Below are 17774 nucleotides of genomic sequence, written 5' to 3'. Positions count from 1 at the left end.
TGTGGCCGGTGGCAGCTTACTCGCACTACTCGATGATATCGCAACTGTACTGGATGATATCTCCGTGATGACCAAAATGGCCGCCAAAAAGACGTCCGGGGTGCTGGGGGACGATCTGGCGCTGAATGCGCAGCAGGTGGCCGGGGTTCGTGCAGAACGCGAGATCCCGGTGGTCTGGGCGGTGGCGAAAGGCTCTTTTCTCAATAAGCTGATTCTGGTGCCGCTGGCACTGCTGATCAATGCCTTTGCCCCCTGGGCGGTCACACCGCTGCTGATGGTCGGTGGGGCGTTTCTCTGTTTTGAAGGTGCTGAAAAACTGGCACATAAATTTCTGCATAAAGCAGAGGGGGAATCCGGTGAAACGGCACCGGCGGAAGATCTTCAGACGCCGGAAGAACTGGCCGCATTTGAAAAGCGCAAAGTCAAAGGGGCCATCCGCACCGATTTTGTATTATCAGCGGAAATTATTGCGATCACACTCGGGATTGTTGCCACATCTCCCTTTATTAATCAGCTGGTGGTGCTGTCACTGATTGCAGTGGTTATGACTATCGGGGTATACGGTCTGGTGGCCGGTATTGTCAAACTTGATGACCTGGGATTTTACCTGCAAAAGAAATCAGCCGCGCTGCTGAAAAAGCTGGGTGACGGCCTGATCCACGCCACGCCGTATTTAATGAAAACCTTGTCAGTGGTAGGGACTGCCGCCATGTTTATGGTCGGCGGCGGTATTCTGACACACGGTATTCCGCTGATCCATAATCTGATTGAGAACCTGGCTCAGCAGAGTGCGCTGGTACCGGCATTTGGCGGCGTGCTGCATTTTATGACACCGCCGGTTGCTAATCTGTTGTTTGGCCTCGTCGCCGGTCTGGTGATTGTCCTCCTGTTTACTGTGATTAAACGTATTAAAACAGGATTAACGGCATAAACACCCCTCTCACAGGCAGCGGCTGATGAAGCCGCTGTTTTCCATCTGATTCATAACAATTTGTCCTGCTGATCTGAATATTTTCGGGGCGAAAAATTAATTTCAATTCCGGTGGCAGCTAATTGTTTACAGCTTGTTGACAAGCAGTTAGATTAAAATAACGACAATAACGAAACAGGACACCGGAAGAGACGGGTTATGAACTATCAGAACGATGATGTAAAAATAAAAGAAATTCGGGAATTATTACCACCAGTGGCGTTATTAGAGTCGTTTCCCGCGACTGAAACTGCCGCAGACACCGTTCGCCGCACCCGTCATGCAATCCACGAAATCCTGGAAGGCCGGGATGACCGCCTGCTGGTCGTTATCGGGCCGTGCTCAATTCACGATCCGAAAGCAGCGGTTGAATATGCTAATCGCCTGCTGGCACTGCGCAACACACTGAAAGGTGAGCTGGAAATCGTTATGCGCGTCTATTTTGAAAAACCGCGCACCACAGTCGGCTGGAAAGGGCTGATTAACGACCCGCACCTTGATCACTCCTTCGCTATCAATGATGGTCTGCGTATTGCGCGTAAACTGCTGCTGGACATCAATGATAAAGGGCTGCCGGCTGCCGGCGAGTTCCTGGATATGATCACACCGCAGTATCTGGCGGATCTGATGAGCTGGGGCGCTATCGGCGCACGTACTACCGAATCCCAGGTACACCGCGAGCTGGCCTCCGGGTTGTCCTGCCCGGTCGGATTTAAAAACGGCACAGACGGTACTATCAAAGTGGCGATCGACGCCATTAATGCTGCGGGATCACCGCACTGTTTTCTGTCCGTGACCAAGTGGGGACACTCGGCCATTGTGAATACGACCGGTAACGGCGATTGCCATATCATTCTGCGCGGCGGTAAAAAGCCGAACTACAGCGCGGAAGATGTCAGTGCGGTAAAAGACGGGCTGGCACAGGCCGGTCTGGCACCACGCATCATGATAGATTTCAGCCACGCCAACAGCAGCAAACAGTACAAGCGTCAGATGGATGTGAGTACCGATGTGGCACAGCAGATCGCCGGTGGTGAAAAAGCCATTATGGGCGTGATGGTGGAAAGCCACCTTGAGGAAGGAAATCAGAATCTGGAAGGCGATGCACCATTAGTGTACGGCAAGAGCGTGACAGATGCCTGCATCGGCTGGGAAGATACGGAGACACTGCTGCGTCAGCTCTCTGATGCGGTAAAAGCCCGCCGCGGCTGATAACACAAAGCAGGAAAAACCACGTTTTATCCTGCTTTGTCAGCAATCTCAACCCTGACAATGTCAGGGTTTTTTTTCACCGGAGAAAGCGGATTACTTCGCTTTACCCTGGTTGGCAACCGCAGCGGCTTTGGCAGCAATCGCATCCTGGTCACCCAGGTAGTAGCGGCGCAATGGTTTCATGTTTTCATCAAACTCATACACCAGCGGCACAGCGGTCGGGATATTCAGTTCGAGGATCTCATCCTCACCCATGTTATCCAGGTATTTTACCAGTGCACGCAGGGAGTTACCGTGTGCGGCGATGATCACTTTCTCGCCGGAAGCAACGCGTGGTTTGATAACATCAGTCCAGTAAGGCACAACGCGGTCGATGGTGATCGCCAGGCTTTCTGTTGCAGGCAGTTCACTTTCAGCCAGTTTTGCATAACGCGGGTCGTGGCCCGGGAAACGCTCATCACTTTTTTCCAGTGCCGGCGGGGTGACAGCAAAACCACGACGCCACAGTTTGACCTGCTCGTCACCGTATTTTGCTGCGGTTTCTGCTTTATCCAGACCCTGGAGCGCACCGTAATGACGCTCGTTCAGTTTCCAGCTTTTTTCAACCGGCAGCCACTGCTGGTTTACCTGATCCAGGATATTCCACAGCGTGTGAATAGCGCGTTTCAGTACAGAGGTATAGGCGAAATCAAAAGAGAAGCCTTCTTTTTTGAGTAACTGACCAGCCTCTTGTGCTTCAGCACGGCCTTTTTCAGATAACTCAACATCAGTCCAGCCGGTAAAGCGGTTCTCTTTGTTCCACTCACTTTCACCGTGACGTACAAGCACCAGTTTAGTTACTGCCATAGCGTAAACTCCTGTTGTGTTTCAGATAGGGGGTTTCAGAATTGAAACAGACCCGGCACATTGTCCATTATATTGGTCACCGGCGCCTTTCGGCAAACTTTCCGTACAGGTATTTCCGCCCGAGCGTGTGCGTAAAGCATCAATTCCGTCCTGTTTACCGGATAGTGTACACTAAAACTGAATCGATTCCGCTATAAATGTTTATGCAAAGTGTGATACACAGAAAAAAACAGTTTTTTACGCCACCTTAAACGGCCAGGTAAAAAACAGCAGATGACAGAGGTTCAGACCGAAGTGAAATGCGGTTGCGACCCACAACCGGCCGCTCCACATCCAGGCAAGCCCGTAGATAACACCCGCCAGACCGGCAAATACCACCAGCAGCGGCCCCCCGGCAAGATGCGCCAGTCCGAAAACGGCGGCGGTGATCAGCAGGGCGGCATACGGCGGCAGATAACGGGAAAGTACCTGCTGGATAGTCCCGCGGAACAGGGCTTCCTCCGCCAGCGAAACAAACAGCAGATTCGTCATGATAAACACCGGCAGCCACTCAGGCAGATGCGGCTCAAATCCCAGCCCGCCAAGGGCCGTTGCCAGTAACAGCAAAGCAGGCACCGCAAGAACCAGCAGCAGCCAGCGCAGACGGGTCGCCGGACGCAGCGGGGCGGTGACGAATAACTGCGGAATGATAATCAGCAGAACAAACGGAAGCAGGGCTTTATCGGCATTCAGCCAGAATGAATACGGCGGACTGTGCGGCCCGGCGGCTTCCGGCGGCATCCAGCGCAGGTTATGAAATCCCGGCAGCAGATGAAAAGCCAGCCCCAGTGCAACGGTGAGCACCATGAGTGTCACCAGCGCACGCGGCCATGAGCGCGGTGCGGTATAAGGCCGGGCAACAGCCAGCAGGATCACAAACCACAGTGTGAGCAGGGCGTGCCAATCCATCACGCCGGTGAACAGGGCACTGATGGTGGCGGTCAGAAGCACTGCCAGTGACAGCGTCCGGTGAAATTGTAATAACAGCAGAGATAATGCAAGTAAAAGCCAGGTCATGGGATCGTGTCAGAAAATCAGAAAAGGAGGACGCAGGGTAAAAGAGAAGTGCGCGATGCACCAGTAAAAAAAGCGGACAGATAATAATGGATAATAAGATTATTCTTAATAACAAACTGAATACATTCAGAAAATAACGGCTGTTTCCGGTGAAATAAAAAAGTAAAACAGCCGTTTGATAATCTGGTTACAACTCATTGATTTCGTAACGATAACTACCGTTATCAGGAATAAACGCCAGCCGCCGGTTGATACAGGCCGGGGTATCTTCACTGTGATGACTGACAAACAGCAACTGCGTATCACCGCGGCTTATCATAATATCGATAAAACGCAGTACCAGCAGGCGATTGAGTGTATCCAGCCCCTGTAACGGCTCATCAAGGATCAGAAGTGCCGGATGTTTCACCAGCGCTCTGGCAATCAGTATCAGCCGCTGCTGTCCCCATGACAGGCTGTGAAACGGCGCGTCGCGGTAAGCTTTAAGGCCGAGCAGTGCCAGCCATTCATCCGCCAGTTTTACCTGCCGGTCGGAGGGTTTCTGATAAAGTCCGACAGAATCAAAAAAACCGGAAATCAGCGTGTTACGCACGCTGATATTCACACGATAACTGAGGTGGATGCTGTTGCTGACATACCCGATATGCCGTTTGATATCCCACACGGTTTCACCACTGCCGCGGCGGCGGCCGAACAGCGTCAGGTCATTACTGTAGCCCTGAGGATGGTCACCGGTGATAAGACTGAGCAGTGTGGATTTGCCTGCGCCGTTTTCGCCGGTAATTTGCCAGTGCTCGCCGGGCAGCACCCGCCAGGTCAGATCATGCAGAATAGGTTTGTCGTTATAACTGACGCAACCGTGATTGAGGATCACCCGCGGAATATCCGGGGCAAGGAGTTCTGCGGCCGGGTCATCCCGCTCCGGCAGTGTCAGATGTTCTGTCTGCTCACTGCGGGCCAGTTGTGCCTGTAACAGTGCGGACAAGGTGTCCGCCGGTGCCAGCACACATTCTGTCAGCAGCCCGGCACGGGTGATAAAGTCCGGAATATCACTGAAACGGTTGAGGATCAGAATAACGGTCAGTCCGTCTGCCGCAAGTTCTGCCAGCATCTCACTGAGCATGCGGCGGGAGTCAGCATCCAGTCCGTCATAAGGCTCATCCAGTACCAGCAGATCCGGCTCTGTCATCAGTGCCTGACACAGCAGGGCTTTGCGGGTTTCGCCGGTGGAAAGGTATTTAAAACGGCGTGACAGGCGATCAGAAATACCGAACTGCGCCGCCAGTTGCAGACAGCGTTCATTATCACGGTATTCCGCCTGAATAATATCGGCGGTGGTACGCCCGTTATCGGTGTCATCGCCGTCAATCAGGTCAGTATTATTGAGGTTCCATTCTTCATCAATCAGCGCCTGCAATTTTTCAAACGCGACCAGAACCGGACGGCGGAAAGTGGTGCTCATCTCCCCGGAAAGCAGCGGCAGTTCCTGCACCAGTGCACGGGCAAGGGCAGATTTTCCGCTGCCGTTGGTGCCGATAAAGGCATGATGCTGCCCGGTGTCCAGCTGTAATGACGGAACAGACAGCTGTTTATCCGCGCTTAACCGGAAAATCCCTTGTGTGATATGCAGGTATGCCATAGTGAGCAGCCTTATTATTAGTTTAATTATTCCCCAGAAATAAGCGGAACCGGCAGCGATGTCAAGATATGGCTCCGGTGTTACATTCCGTATCATGAAAAGAAGATCTGCTTCACAGAAACGTCATTATTCAGTCTGCTGTTTTTGTTATACTTTTTAGCACAGAAATCACGGCATCACGGAAATTAAACGGAAGAGGGTGTTATGGTGAGAACAGGATTAAAATATTCGGTACTGGCATTACTGATCAGCGGAACGGTTAATGCCGCGACAGTCGATCTGCGGGTGATGGAAACCTCGGATATTCACAGTAACTTAATTGATTTTGATTATTTCAAAGATAAACCGACAGATCAGTTCGGTTTAGTCCGCACCGCCGCGTTAATTAAAGCGGCAAAAGGTGAAGTCACCAATGCGGTATTAGTGGATAACGGAGATTTAATTCAGGGCAGCCCGCTGGCCGATTATATGGTCAGTAAAGGACTGAATGACGGTGAGGCGCATCCGGCACACAAGTTAATGAATACCATGGGCTATACCGTTGGTAATTTTGGTAACCATGAATTTAACTTTGGCCTGGATTATCTGCAAAAAGCCATTGCCGGTGCGGATTTCCCGTATGTAAACGCCAATATTATTGATGAAAAAACCGGTAAGAATCTGTTTACGCCTTATATTATCGTCGATACCCCGGTCAAAGATCGCGACGGCAAAGAGCATGTGATTAAAATCGGTTATATCGGTTTTGTACCGCCGCAGATCCTTATCTGGGATAAAGCCAATCTGGAAGGAAAAGTCCGCGTTAATGATATTACGGAAACCGCGAAAAAATTTGTACCTCAAATGAAAGCAGAAGGTGCTGATTTAATTGTCGCTATTCCGCACTCCGGTTTTTCTCAGGAGCCGTATAAAGCGATGGCAGAGAACTCGGTGTATTATCTCAGTGAAGTCCCGGGTATTAATGCCATTATGTTCGGTCACTCGCACGGCGTATTTCCGGGTAAAGATTTTGCGGATATCAAAGGCGTTAATATTGAGCAGGGAACCGTTAACGGTATTCCGGCGGTGATGCCGGGCCAGTGGGGTGATCACCTCGGTGTGGTCGATCTGGTACTGAATAATGATGACGGCGCATGGAAAGTGGCGGATGCCAAATCACAGGCACGTCCGGTTTATGACAAGATCAATAAAAAGCCGCTGGTGGCGCGGGATGACAAGCTGGCTTCCGTGATTGATGAGCAGCACAATGCGACCCGGGCCTTTGTCGGTAAACTGATTGGTAAATCACCGGATAATATGTACAGCTATCTCGCTCTGTTGCAGAGCGACCCGACAGTGCAGATTGTTAATAACGCGCAGACAGATTATACCCTCCGCTTTATTCAGGGTGATCCGGATCTGGCGGATTTGCCGGTATTATCAGCCGCCGCGCCGTTTAAAGTGGGCGGACGCAAAAATGCTCCGGCAGATTTTGTCGAGGTGGAAAAAGGCGATATGACGTTCCGCAACGCGGCCGATCTCTATCTCTACCCGAATACGCTGGTGGTGGTAAAAGCGACCGGTGCGGAAGTCACAGAATGGCTGGAGTGCTCCGCCGGGATGTTTAATCAGATTGATCCGCAGTCTGAAGCACCGCAGAGCCTGGTTAACTGGGATGGTTTCAGAACCTATAATTTTGATACTATTTCCGGGGTCAATTACCAGATAGACCTGACCCAACCGGCAAAATATGATGTGGACTGCCAGACCGTTAATCCGCAGGCTAACCGCATCAAAAATGTGACTTATCAGGGTAAACCGATTGATCCGAAAGCAGTCTTCCTGGTTGCCACCAATAACTACCGTGCTTACGGCGGAAAATTTGCCGGTACCGGCGATAAACATATTGCGTTTGCCTCACCGGATGAAAACCGCAGTGTGCTGGCAGGTTATATTGCGGCAGAAACCAAAGAGAAAGGCGGGGTATCGGCCAGGGCAGAGCAGAACTGGACATTTGTGCCGGTGAAAACGGATAAAAAATTGGATATCCGCTTTGAAACCTCACCGGGTGAAAAAGCCACGCAGTTTATTGAAGAAAATGCACGTTATCCGATGACGCGGGTTGGCACTGATGATGTAGGCTTTGCTGTTTATCAGGTTGATTTAACAGCGAAGTAAGCAGTTACTGACGAAAAGCCGCCGTCCGCGGCGGCTTTGATCCGTTTCTTTTATCAGCACAACGTCGCAATAATGACCTGGTCTGCATTAAACAGCGCGGTGACCTTATCACCGTCTTTCAGCTGCTGATTATCAGCATCCTGATTATCCACCGTTGCGCATAACTGTGCGCCGCCGGTCAGCGTCACCATCACTTCACTGTTTTCCGCGCCTCTGGCAACGGAACAGATATGACCGCTCAGGCGGTTGTCATAGTCTGTATCGTTTCCGGCGGATTTACTGATTTTCACCCACGGCGCTTTAATCAGAGTGAGTACTTCTTTACCTACGGATAACCCCAGCCGGTTGGCGCTTTGTTCGGTCAGTGCGACGGCCAGCTCCGTTTTTTTATCTGCCAGCAGAACGTTAACATGCTGCTGCACATGGGTATGGTTGCGTGACATGATAGTGCCGAAGAACTGGTTACGGGCACTGGTCTGCAATGAGAAGCGGGAGATAGCTGCCAGCAGGCTGTCGAGCGGCAGTGAATCCTCTTTGAGGACATCAAACGCTTTCTGCTGGATTTGTGCCAGCAAATCATAAAGCTGAAGTAAGCGCTCACCATAGCGCGTCAGTGTCGCGCCGCCGCCGCCTTTGCCGCCGGTCGCCCGGTCAACTATGGTTTCCTCGGCAAGCTGGTTCATTTCATTGATGGCATCCCAGGCGCTTTTATAGCTTATACCGGCAAGTTTTGCCCCCTGACTGATGGAGCCGGTAGCTTTGACCTGCTTGAGTAAGGAAATCCGCCGCGGATCGGCAAATAAATGACCTTCTGATTTCAGTGTTAATAAAATATCCAACGGAAAATACCCCGTATATTAATCAGACAGAATCACCGGCGCAGTTTCTCCGCCCGGTGCGGCGTTGCTTTCCGGTTAGTGTAGCAAACTGCGGTTTTTTTTCATCTGCCAATATGGCGGTTACATTTCACTTAATAATTTGTGAGCCGGATAAAAACAGGTATGGTATAGCTATTAATTATCAGCCAGAGATTATTTCATGCAGAATGTATTATTCCGTCTTCATCAGGCAGTCAAAGATTCCCCGGAACCGGAAGGGGAAGGTACTGAAACAGAAGCATTTGCCCGCATGCTGGCAGAGCAGGCATTCTGGGCTGAATCTCAGGATCAGGAAAGTGGCGGCCAAATTGGTCTGGCGTTCACGCAGGGCGAAGATGATGAAGAGCCGTTGCTGCTTGTTTATATGCGTGATGACGGCGGTCATGAAGCTCCGGCAAAAGTTGCGGAAGAGATCGCTTGCGGTGAGCGGGAGTATACCTGGCTGCCGGGTGCTTTTTTACTGGGACTGAGCAGAAAAATTGATTTTACACTGTGCATCATTGGTGAGGATGGTCAGACCCTGCCACTGAACAGTCAGTTTATGAAAACGATGTTTCTCTATATTCAGGAGCTTTACCGCGAAGATGAAGAGGGTGAAACACCTGCACAATCCCCGTCTGCGCCTGTCTCACCGCGCAGTGGTGATATTGTGGAAAAACCGGGCGGTGCCGGAAAGGTGGTCGGTTTTCTTATCCTGGCGGCAGTGATTGTGGCTGTTGTTTATTTTATGCAGACCTGACCGCACGAATCGCTATGCTTTCGGCTGCGTGATTTATATAGAATAGCGGGCAATATGACGCTATTATTGTCATGCTGAATATTCTTTCGCCTGATATAAAGAGATGAAGTGCTATGTTTGAGTTAATTAAAAGTTTAGGTTTTGCACTGTTAATGGTTCCTGTTGTCATGGCAGGCCTGGCGGCTCTGATCTGGGGATTAGGTGAGATTTTCAACCTGATTTCAAAAGGCGATCGCCACGAAAAACAGCACTGATTATCCTGTATTCAGGATCACCTGCCTGTGCAGGTGATCCGTCTTTGCTTTTGTTTTCCCGCTCACTCCCGATGTAATCCCCCCATTTTATAGTGTTTTCCGCTTAACTGACGATAGTGGGATAAACCTCCTTTCATTTTTCGCTGTATCTTGTTATATACAACGGGTTAATCCTAATCTATCCTGGTGGAAAAAATGAAAAAACAGTTCAGTAAGTTATTGGCCGGTGTTGTTATCTCTGCTGCTGTCATGGGTCAGGCATGGGCCGCTGAAAAAGTGACCGTCTTTGCGGCGGCATCGCTGACAAATGCCGTTGATGAAATCTCGGCAAAATATAAGCAGGAGAAAAAGGGGGAAGTTGTTGCGTCTTATGCCTCTTCTTCCACGCTGGCCCGTCAGATTGAAAATGGCGCTCCGGCAGATATCTTTATCTCTGCTGACCAGAAATGGATGGATTATGCTCAGGAAAAAAATCTGATCATCAATGACACCCGTAAAACCCTGCTGGGTAATGAGCTGGTGCTGATTGCCGCGAAAGACAGCAAGATTGATAAAGTCGATATTAATAAGCAGACTGACTGGGTTAAATTACTGGATGGCGGCCGTCTGGCTGTCGGCGATCCTGATCATGTGCCGGTCGGTATTTATGCACAGGAAGCCCTGGAAAACCTGGGTGCCTGGAAAGTGGTTGATCCGATGCTGGCCCGTACTAATAATGTGCGCAGCGGCATGGCGCTGGTGGAGCGCGGCGAAGCGCCGCTGGGTATCGTGTACGGCTCTGACGCGGTTGCCAGTGATAAAGTGAAAGTGGTCGGCATTTTCCCGGCGGATACCCATAAACCGGTTGAATACCCGATTGCTATCCTGAAAGATCGCAATAATGCCGGTGTTAAAGGTTTCTATGATTATCTGCAGACACCGGAAGCAAAAGAAATCTTCAAACGTTACGGTTTCAGCCCTCTGTAATAAGTAAGGACTAACAGACAGCGATGTTGAATGAGTATGAATGGCAGGCGGTCATCCTCAGCCTGAAAGTATCAACGGTTGCCGTGGCAGTCAGTCTGCCGTTCGGCATACTGATGGCATGGGTACTGGTGCGCTGCCGTTTTCCGGGCAAGTCGCTGCTGGACAGTCTTATCCACTTACCGCTGGTGTTACCGCCGGTGGTAGTGGGTTATCTGCTGCTGATCAGCATGGGCCGCAAAGGTATTATCGGTGAGTGGCTCTATAACTGGTTCGGCTTCAGTTTTACCTTCAGCTGGCGCGGTGCCGCGCTGGCTGCTGCAGTGGTGGCATTTCCGCTGATGGTGCGGGCGATCCGCCTGGCACTGGAGGCGGTGGATATGCGCCTGGAGCAGGCAGCACGGACACTTGGTGCTTCTCCGTTGCGGGTCTTTTTCACCATCACACTGCCGTTATCTCTGCCGGGAATTATTGTCGGCACCGTGCTGGCATTTGCCCGCTCACTGGGTGAATTCGGCGCGACAATCACCTTTGTTTCAAATATCCCGGGGGAAACCCGGACTATCCCGCTGGCCATGTACTCTCTGCTTGAAACACCGGGGGCGGAAATGGACGCGGCACGGCTCTGTATTATCGCGATTATTCTGGCACTGGCCTCACTGCTGGCCTCGGAATGGCTGACCCGCTGGGGACGTAAACGTCTGGGGGTTGCCGTATGTTAGTGCTTGATTTCGAACAGCAGCTCGGTGATTTATCGATGGTCATCAATACGGAGCTGGCCAGTGATCGTATTACCGCGGTCTTCGGGCTTTCAGGGGCCGGGAAAACCTCCTTTATTAATGTGATCGGCGGGCTGACAAAGCCGCAGAAAGGGCGGATTGAGCTTAACGGTCACACACTGGTTAATATTGAAAAACGTATCTGTCTGCCGCCGGAAAAGCGCAAAATCGGCTATGTTTTCCAGGATGCGCGTCTGTTTCCTCATTACCGGATAAGAGGCAATCTGCGCTATGGCATGGCGCGGGAAATGGAAGATCAGTTTGACAGTATTGTGGAACTGCTGGGTATCGGGCATCTGCTGAACCGCCTGCCGATAACTCTCTCAGGCGGGGAAAAACAACGGGTGGCGATTGGCCGTGCATTGCTGACTGCGCCGGATATCCTGCTGATGGATGAACCGCTGGCGTCTCTGGATCTGCCGCGCAAACGCGAACTGTTGCCGTATCTGGAAAAGATGGCGCAGGATATCAGTATTCCGATCCTTTATGTCAGTCACAGTCTGGATGAAATCCTGCGGCTGGCGGAAGATGTGGTGATTCTGGAGAAAGGCCGTATTCTGGCACAAGGGCCGCTGGAAGAAGTATGGGCAGGGGCGGCACTGCGTCCGTGGCTCACACAGGAAAGCCTCTCAAGCGTATTAAGTGTTACGGTGCTTGAGCACCATGACCGCTATGCGATGACTGCCGCCGCTATCGGTGACCAGGTGCTGTGGGTGCCGCATATCGCCGGTGAACGTGACACACCGGTGCGGGTACGGGTCAGTGCGGATGATGTGTCAATCGCGCTGGAAAAACCGAAAAGCAGCAGTATCCGCAATATATTACGGGCAAAAATCACGGAAATGTATGATGGCGACAACGGTCAGACCGATGTGAGACTGGCGGTCGGCAATCATTTCCTCTGGGCGCGGATTACCGGCTGGGCGCGGGATGATTTGCAGCTTAAACCCGGGCAATGGGTGTACGCACAGGTAAAAAGTGTGTCACTGAGCCGCGAATTATAACCTGTCTGAATATACGTACTTTTCATTAATAAAAGGGGCATTCATATTATTCTGATTGCCCTTCCGCTGCACCGGCGATATATATTATCGCCGGTTCATCACTGACCCCGCATTATCATATAATATTCTCCGCACACGGAAATAAGTGTAAGACGTGCGTTATTGCATAAAAACCACTGAGTCAGAGGGATACAATGAAAAAAGCACTTCTCTTTTTATTACTGGGTATTTTCTCCGGCGGTCAGGCGCTGGCCGCAAATCAGGTGATGTGTTACACCTATCTGAAAAAAGTGAAAGATGTTGAAATCGAAAACTTAAAAGTCTGGTGTATCGGTACCACTGACGGCTCACAGGGTGGAATGCGCATCCCGGAACTGCTGAGTATGGGATATAAAGTGGTGGCGACAGAAAGTTTTCCGTATCAGTATGCGGAGGGTGGTTATACTTATGACGGCTCTAAATTACTGCTGATTGTTGAAAATGATAAATTCCCGAATCAGAACCCGGCAGAAAAACCAAAAAATAACTGGAGTTTTGATAAGTATAAATAACAGGTTTTATTCTCTGGTCAGCGGAAAATAATAAAAAAATGCCTTTATTAAAAGGCATTTTTTATAGTTCAGAACACTGCATTTATCAGCTGAGAATATGGCGGCGGATCGCCTGTGCAATACCCGGCTGGGTATTATCCGGGATAATCAGGTCGGCATGTGCTTTGACTTCGTCCGCAGCATTGCCCATTGCCACTCCGAGGCCGGCAGAAGAAAGCATGCTGATATCATTGTGGTTATCACCAAATGCCATCACATCTTTCATCGACATTCCCTGAGATTCCACCCATTCCTGCAAACGGCGGCCTTTGCTGTTACCTTTGCGGGCGATATCAACCTGGTTTACCCACGACCACTCGCAGGACAGCCCCATATCCGCTTCCACGGCATCGGTAAATTCGCGCAGTTTGTTCAGATCGTCTGAGCAGGTGGCGAATTTCCAGATAGTGTCAGCGCGCTCAACTTCATCAAGGAAGTTATCCACTTTACGCATCACCGGGCGCTGGTGTTCAGGCAGGGACGCAGACCAGTTCAGTGTCCGCTCAATGGTGCTGCTGTCAGTGTGATACAGCATGGCATCAGAGATATACATCAGATGTTCGATATCCGTCTGTGCCAGACGTTCCAGCAACTGACGGGATTCACTGATACTCATCGGATCGGCGGAAAGTACTTTTTTCCCCGGATAGTCGTACAGATAGGTACCGTTACAGCAGATAGCCGGTGTATCCAGCTGCAATGTCTGATAAAACGGATGGATAGCAACGTGATGACGGCCGGTGACAATCAGCACCTGTACCCCGGCACGGCGGGCTTCGCGGATGGCATCCAGCGACTCCTGTAAAATATGTTTATCCGGATCGAGAAGTGTACCATCGAGATCAAATGCGAGGACGCGGTAAGACATAACAGGAAGCCCCTTGTATGAGTGTCAGAACCGGAATAACAGCGGGCATCAGGGAATATTATTGCACCCTGACGGCATCCTGAATGATTCCGGGCGGCGATAACTGGTAATATAGCATGTTAATTGTTTCGCGATAAACGCTAAGTGCGGTATTATTATACAGAAATGCTTACATTACCTGTTAAAAATCAAACGGGTAAGTGATGATATTAAGGAGCGCGAATGAAGCAGGTGGTTTATGTTGCCAGTACGGAAAGTCATCAGATTCATGTCTGGCAGATGAATGAACGCGGTGAGATGTCACTGTTACAGACAGTATCAACGCCTGATCAGGTGCAGCCGCTGATCACCGCGCCGGATGGCCGTCATCTTTATGCTGCGGTAAAACCGGGCAATGCGGTGGTCACGTATGAAATTGCCGCAGACGGCAAGCTGACGCAAACCGGTCTGACGCCGCTCCCGGGCACTGCCGCGTATATCACCCTTGATAATGCCGGGCGTACACTGTATGCCGCGTCTTATCATCAGGGTAATCTGGCGGTGCTGCCGATCTGCGATAACGGTCTTCCTGCCCGTGCTGTACAGGTGATTGAGGGATTAAGAAATCCGCATTCCGCCAATATTGCGCAGGATGGCCGTACACTGTTTGTGCCGTGCCTCGGGGAAGATCATATCCGTGCTTATACTATCGGTGACGACGGGCGCTTAACTGAACGCCATGCCGATATGCTGACCGTTGCTGCCGGTGCCGGGCCGCGCCATATGGCGTTTCATCCGGAAAAACATGTGGCGTATTGCTTGAATGAATTAAATGCGACCATCAATGTTTACCGTGAATGGGTGAAAGTCCGTGAAATTCAGTCTGTCGATATGATGGCGGATGATTATTCAGGGCGCCGCTGGGCAGCTGATATTCATATCACACCGGACGGGCATCACCTCTATGCCTGCGAGCGGGCATCAAGTGTGATTAATCACTACCGGGTGTCTGATGACGGCGGCCATCTGCAACTGGCAGGACGTTATCCGACAGAAACTCAGCCGCGCGGTTTTGCGGTGGATAACAGCGGGCGTTTTCTGATCTCAACCGGACAACTTTCTCATCATGTTGCGGTTTCCCATATTGATGCGATTACCGGCGAACTGCACTTTATCAACCGCTATCCGGCAGGACAGGGGCCGATGTGGGTGGCGGTGCTGACGCTGAAATAATTCATTTTTTTCAATACAGAGTTTGCCGGTCAGGTAATAAGCGATAACGGGCAGGCGAAACGAAAAGCATGCGCGTCAGGGATGACGCGCCTGAGCGTACAGGGAGGTATTCACAGCGGCTTTTCGTTTTTGCCCGTTATCAGCGCTTCTCCGGTGCTGATATCAGCAGCCTGCTTTTTATCCTGCCGTCACCTTATCGATCGCCTGTGTCAGTTTTTCCAGTTGCGCACCGGTAATAATGTATGGCGGCATAATATAAATCAGTCGTCCGAACGGGCGTATCCATACGCCTGCGTCAACAAAACGGCGCTGCAATTCTGCCATATTCACCGGCTCTTCCGTTTCAATAACACCAATGGTGCCGAGCACCCGGGCATCCCAGACGCCGCGGCGGGATTTCAGCGGCAGCAGGGCGGTTTTCAGTTGTGTTTCGATCTCCTTCACGCGCGCCACCCAGTCTCCGGACAACAACAGATCAATACTCGCCACGGCGGTGGCACAGGCCAGCGGATTCCCCATAAAGGTCGGGCCGTGCATAAAGCAGCCTGCGTCCCCCTGACTGATGGTGTCCGCAATATGACGGGTGGTGAGCGTGGCCGAGAGGGTCATATAACCACCGGTAATCGCTTTTCCGAGACACATGATATCCGGTGATATTTCTGCGTGTTCGCAGGCAAATAACTTACCGGTACGACCGAATCCGGTGGCGATCTCATCGCAAATCAGCAGGACATTGTAGTGATCACACAGTGATCTTACCCCTTTCAGATATTCAGGATGGTAAAAGCGCATCCCGCCTGCACCCTGAACAACCGGTTCCAGGATCACGGCCGCGACTTCATGATGATGTTGTTCCAGCAGCGTTTCCACGGAGCGGAGATCATCCGGCCGCCATTCCTCATCAAATCCGCACTGCGGCGCATCCGCAAACAGGTGATCCGGCAGATAGCCCTGCCAGAGAGAGTGCATGGAGTTTTGCGGATCACACACTGACATCGCACCGAATGTATCGCCGTGGTAGCCGTGACGCGGCGTGATGATCCGGTGACGCTTCTCACCGCGGGCCTGCCAGTATTGCAGCGCCATTTTCAGTGCCACTTCCACCGCCACAGAGCCGGAATCGGCAAGAAACACACACTCCAGCGGGGCCGGGGTGATTGTTACCAGGCGGCGGCACAGTGCAACAGCTGACGGATGAGTGATGCCGCCGAACATCACATGTGACATCTGCGACAGCTGCTTTGTGACTGCGGCATTCAGTACCGGATGATTGTAGCCGTGGATGGCCGCCCACCAGGAGGACATACCGTCAACCAGTTCGCGGCCGTCAGCGAGTGTCAGGACAGCCCCCTGAGCGGAGACGACCGGATAGACCGAAAGTGGCTGAGTCATTGATGTATAAGGATGCCAGATGTGGCGGCGGTCAAAATCCGCATCATCAGCCGAAAAGGTGTGATCTGAAATATTCCCTGAAAAAGCCATTATGTAAACCATTTCAATGCAAATAAAGTTGACATGATAATGCTGATATTTAAACTGGCAACACTTTTTTATCGGGAGTTACAGTTATGAGTCAAGGTCGTCAGTGGACATTAAAAGAAGCCAACGCATTGTTTGAAAAACCTTTTTTTGAACTTTTGTTTGAAGCTCAGACCATACATCGCCAGCATTTTGACCCGCAGCAGGTGCAAATCAGCACGCTGCTTTCTATCAAAACCGGTGCGTGTCCGGAAGATTGTAAATACTGTGCACAGAGTGCGCGATACAAGACCGGGCTGGAAAAAGAGCGTCTGATGGAAGTTCAGCAGGTGGTGGAGACAGCGCGTAAGGCGCGGGCGGCCGGTTCGACCCGGTTCTGTATGGGGGCGGCGTGGAAGAATCCGCATGAGCGCGATATGCCGTATCTGGAAACCATGGTGAAAGAAGTACGGGCGCTGGGTATGGAAACCTGCATGACACTCGGTATGCTGAACAGTTCACAGGCGGAACGTCTTGCCAAAGCGGGTCTGGATTATTACAACCACAACCTCGATACTTCGCCGGAATTTTACGGCTCGATTGTGACCACCCGGACCTATCAGGACAGGCTCGATACCCTCGATAATGTGCGTGATGCGGGGATCAAAGTGTGTTCCGGCGGAATTCTGGGGCTGGGTGAGGCGGTGCGTGACCGTGCGGCGATGCTGGTACAGCTGGCGAATTTGCCGAAAGCTCCGGAAAGTGTGCCGATCAACATGCTGGCGAAAATCAAAGGCACGCCGTTTGAGGATAATGAGGAAGTCGATCCGTTTGATTTCGTCCGCACCATTGCGGTGGCCCGCATTATGATGCCAACATCTCATGTGCGCCTCTCCGCCGGGCGTGAAATGATGAATGAACAGACCCAGGCGCTTTGCTTTATGGCGGGTGCGAACTCCATTTTTTACGGTTGCAAACTGCTCACCACCACTAACCCGGAAGAAAATACCGATATCGCACTGTTTAAAAAACTGGGAATCAAACGTGAAGCGATCCACGTTACTCAAGGGGATAATGAGCAGACAGATTATTTGCTGGATGCCATCAGCCACAGTGACGACGAAAAATTCTATAACGCAGCCCTGTGAG

At 51.3% G+C, this 17774-nt stretch carries 17 protein-coding genes; 11 read left to right on the top strand and 6 right to left on the bottom strand.

Annotated features, from left to right (window positions below):
• Position 1: 1 nt before the first annotated feature.
• Together R5268_RS03660 and aroG are read left to right on the top strand one after the other, a co-directional pair.
• Positions 2 to 931, top strand: a complete 930-nt coding sequence (locus R5268_RS03660; RefSeq protein ID WP_317418648.1) for a DUF808 domain-containing protein — start codon at positions 2 to 4, stop codon at positions 929 to 931.
• A 198-nt stretch (positions 932 to 1129) separates the two neighbouring features.
• Positions 1130 to 2182: a 3-deoxy-7-phosphoheptulonate synthase AroG gene (gene aroG, locus R5268_RS03655; protein ID WP_317418649.1), complete on the top strand. Its 1053-nt coding sequence runs from the start codon at positions 1130 to 1132 to the stop codon at positions 2180 to 2182.
• 93 nt (positions 2183 to 2275) lie between these two features.
• Here the strand turns inward: aroG and gpmA are convergent, their stop codons facing one another.
• The 3 genes from gpmA to modF form a co-directional block, all read right to left on the bottom strand.
• Positions 2276 to 3028, bottom strand: a complete 753-nt coding sequence (gpmA, locus tag R5268_RS03650; protein WP_046893725.1) for a 2,3-diphosphoglycerate-dependent phosphoglycerate mutase — start codon at positions 3026 to 3028, stop codon at positions 2276 to 2278.
• A gap of 237 nt (positions 3029 to 3265) precedes the next feature.
• Positions 3266 to 4084: a CPBP family intramembrane glutamic endopeptidase gene (locus R5268_RS03645; RefSeq protein WP_218455215.1), complete on the bottom strand. Its 819-nt coding sequence runs from the start codon at positions 4082 to 4084 to the stop codon at positions 3266 to 3268.
• A 187-nt stretch (positions 4085 to 4271) separates the two neighbouring features.
• Positions 4272 to 5723 (bottom strand): molybdate ABC transporter ATP-binding protein ModF, encoded by a 1452-nt coding sequence (gene modF, locus R5268_RS03640; RefSeq protein WP_317418650.1) that lies wholly within the window; start codon positions 5721 to 5723, stop codon positions 4272 to 4274.
• A gap of 204 nt (positions 5724 to 5927) precedes the next feature.
• On the opposite strand from modF, the gene R5268_RS03635 reads away from it, so the two are divergent.
• Positions 5928 to 7880 (top strand): bifunctional 2',3'-cyclic-nucleotide 2'-phosphodiesterase/3'-nucleotidase, encoded by a 1953-nt coding sequence (locus tag R5268_RS03635; RefSeq protein ID WP_317418651.1) that lies wholly within the window; start codon positions 5928 to 5930, stop codon positions 7878 to 7880.
• A gap of 53 nt (positions 7881 to 7933) precedes the next feature.
• Here the strand turns inward: R5268_RS03635 and modE are convergent, their stop codons facing one another.
• Positions 7934 to 8719 (bottom strand): molybdenum-dependent transcriptional regulator, encoded by a 786-nt coding sequence (gene modE, locus R5268_RS03630; protein WP_317418652.1) that lies wholly within the window; start codon positions 8717 to 8719, stop codon positions 7934 to 7936.
• A 199-nt stretch (positions 8720 to 8918) separates the two neighbouring features.
• Here modE and R5268_RS03625 point away from each other — a divergent pair, with 199 nt between their 5' ends.
• From R5268_RS03625 to R5268_RS03600, 6 genes are all read left to right on the top strand, one after another.
• A complete protein-coding gene (locus R5268_RS03625) occupies positions 8919 to 9497 on the top strand; it encodes a hypothetical protein (RefSeq protein ID WP_317418653.1) in 579 nt (192 codons plus the stop codon).
• A gap of 113 nt (positions 9498 to 9610) precedes the next feature.
• Positions 9611 to 9751 carry an AcrZ family multidrug efflux pump-associated protein gene (locus tag R5268_RS03620; RefSeq protein WP_107678135.1) on the top strand — a complete coding sequence of 47 codons (141 nt, stop codon included), beginning with the start codon at positions 9611 to 9613 and terminating at the stop codon, positions 9749 to 9751.
• A 195-nt stretch (positions 9752 to 9946) separates the two neighbouring features.
• A complete protein-coding gene (modA, locus tag R5268_RS03615) occupies positions 9947 to 10717 on the top strand; it encodes a molybdate ABC transporter substrate-binding protein (RefSeq protein ID WP_112550842.1) in 771 nt (256 codons plus the stop codon).
• A gap of 23 nt (positions 10718 to 10740) precedes the next feature.
• On the top strand, positions 10741 to 11436 hold the full coding sequence (gene modB, locus R5268_RS03610) for a molybdate ABC transporter permease subunit (RefSeq protein WP_046893732.1): 696 nt from the start codon (positions 10741 to 10743) through the stop codon (positions 11434 to 11436).
• Positions 11430 to 12497 (top strand): molybdenum ABC transporter ATP-binding protein ModC, encoded by a 1068-nt coding sequence (gene modC, locus R5268_RS03605; protein ID WP_218455220.1) that lies wholly within the window; start codon positions 11430 to 11432, stop codon positions 12495 to 12497. Before modB ends, modC begins: the two co-directional genes overlap by 7 nt.
• A 194-nt stretch (positions 12498 to 12691) precedes the next feature.
• A complete protein-coding gene (locus R5268_RS03600) occupies positions 12692 to 13048 on the top strand; it encodes a hypothetical protein (RefSeq protein ID WP_046893734.1) in 357 nt (118 codons plus the stop codon).
• Positions 13049 to 13133: 85 nt separating this feature from the next.
• Here the strand turns inward: R5268_RS03600 and R5268_RS03595 are convergent, their stop codons facing one another.
• The gene (locus tag R5268_RS03595) at positions 13134 to 13955 is read right to left on the bottom strand and encodes a pyridoxal phosphatase (protein WP_107678136.1); all 822 of its coding nucleotides are present in this window, start codon (positions 13953 to 13955) and stop codon (positions 13134 to 13136) included.
• 222 nt (positions 13956 to 14177) lie between these two features.
• Here R5268_RS03595 and pgl point away from each other — a divergent pair, with 222 nt between their 5' ends.
• Positions 14178 to 15167, top strand: a complete 990-nt coding sequence (pgl, locus tag R5268_RS03590) for a 6-phosphogluconolactonase (protein ID WP_317418654.1) — start codon at positions 14178 to 14180, stop codon at positions 15165 to 15167.
• 177 nt (positions 15168 to 15344) lie between these two features.
• Here the strand turns inward: pgl and bioA are convergent, their stop codons facing one another.
• On the bottom strand, positions 15345 to 16649 hold the full coding sequence (gene bioA / locus R5268_RS03585) for an adenosylmethionine--8-amino-7-oxononanoate transaminase (protein ID WP_317418655.1): 1305 nt from the start codon (positions 16647 to 16649) through the stop codon (positions 15345 to 15347).
• A gap of 86 nt (positions 16650 to 16735) precedes the next feature.
• Here bioA and bioB point away from each other — a divergent pair, with 86 nt between their 5' ends.
• Positions 16736 to 17773: a biotin synthase BioB gene (bioB, locus tag R5268_RS03580; RefSeq protein WP_107678139.1), complete on the top strand. Its 1038-nt coding sequence runs from the start codon at positions 16736 to 16738 to the stop codon at positions 17771 to 17773.
• Position 17774 lies beyond the last annotated feature (1 nt).

Source organism: Morganella sp. BCCO 40_0007 (assembly GCF_032989665.1).
GTDB classification, from domain to species: domain Bacteria; phylum Pseudomonadota; class Gammaproteobacteria; order Enterobacterales; family Enterobacteriaceae; genus Morganella; species Morganella sibonii.
This window is presented reverse-complemented; position numbering and strand designations above follow the sequence as displayed.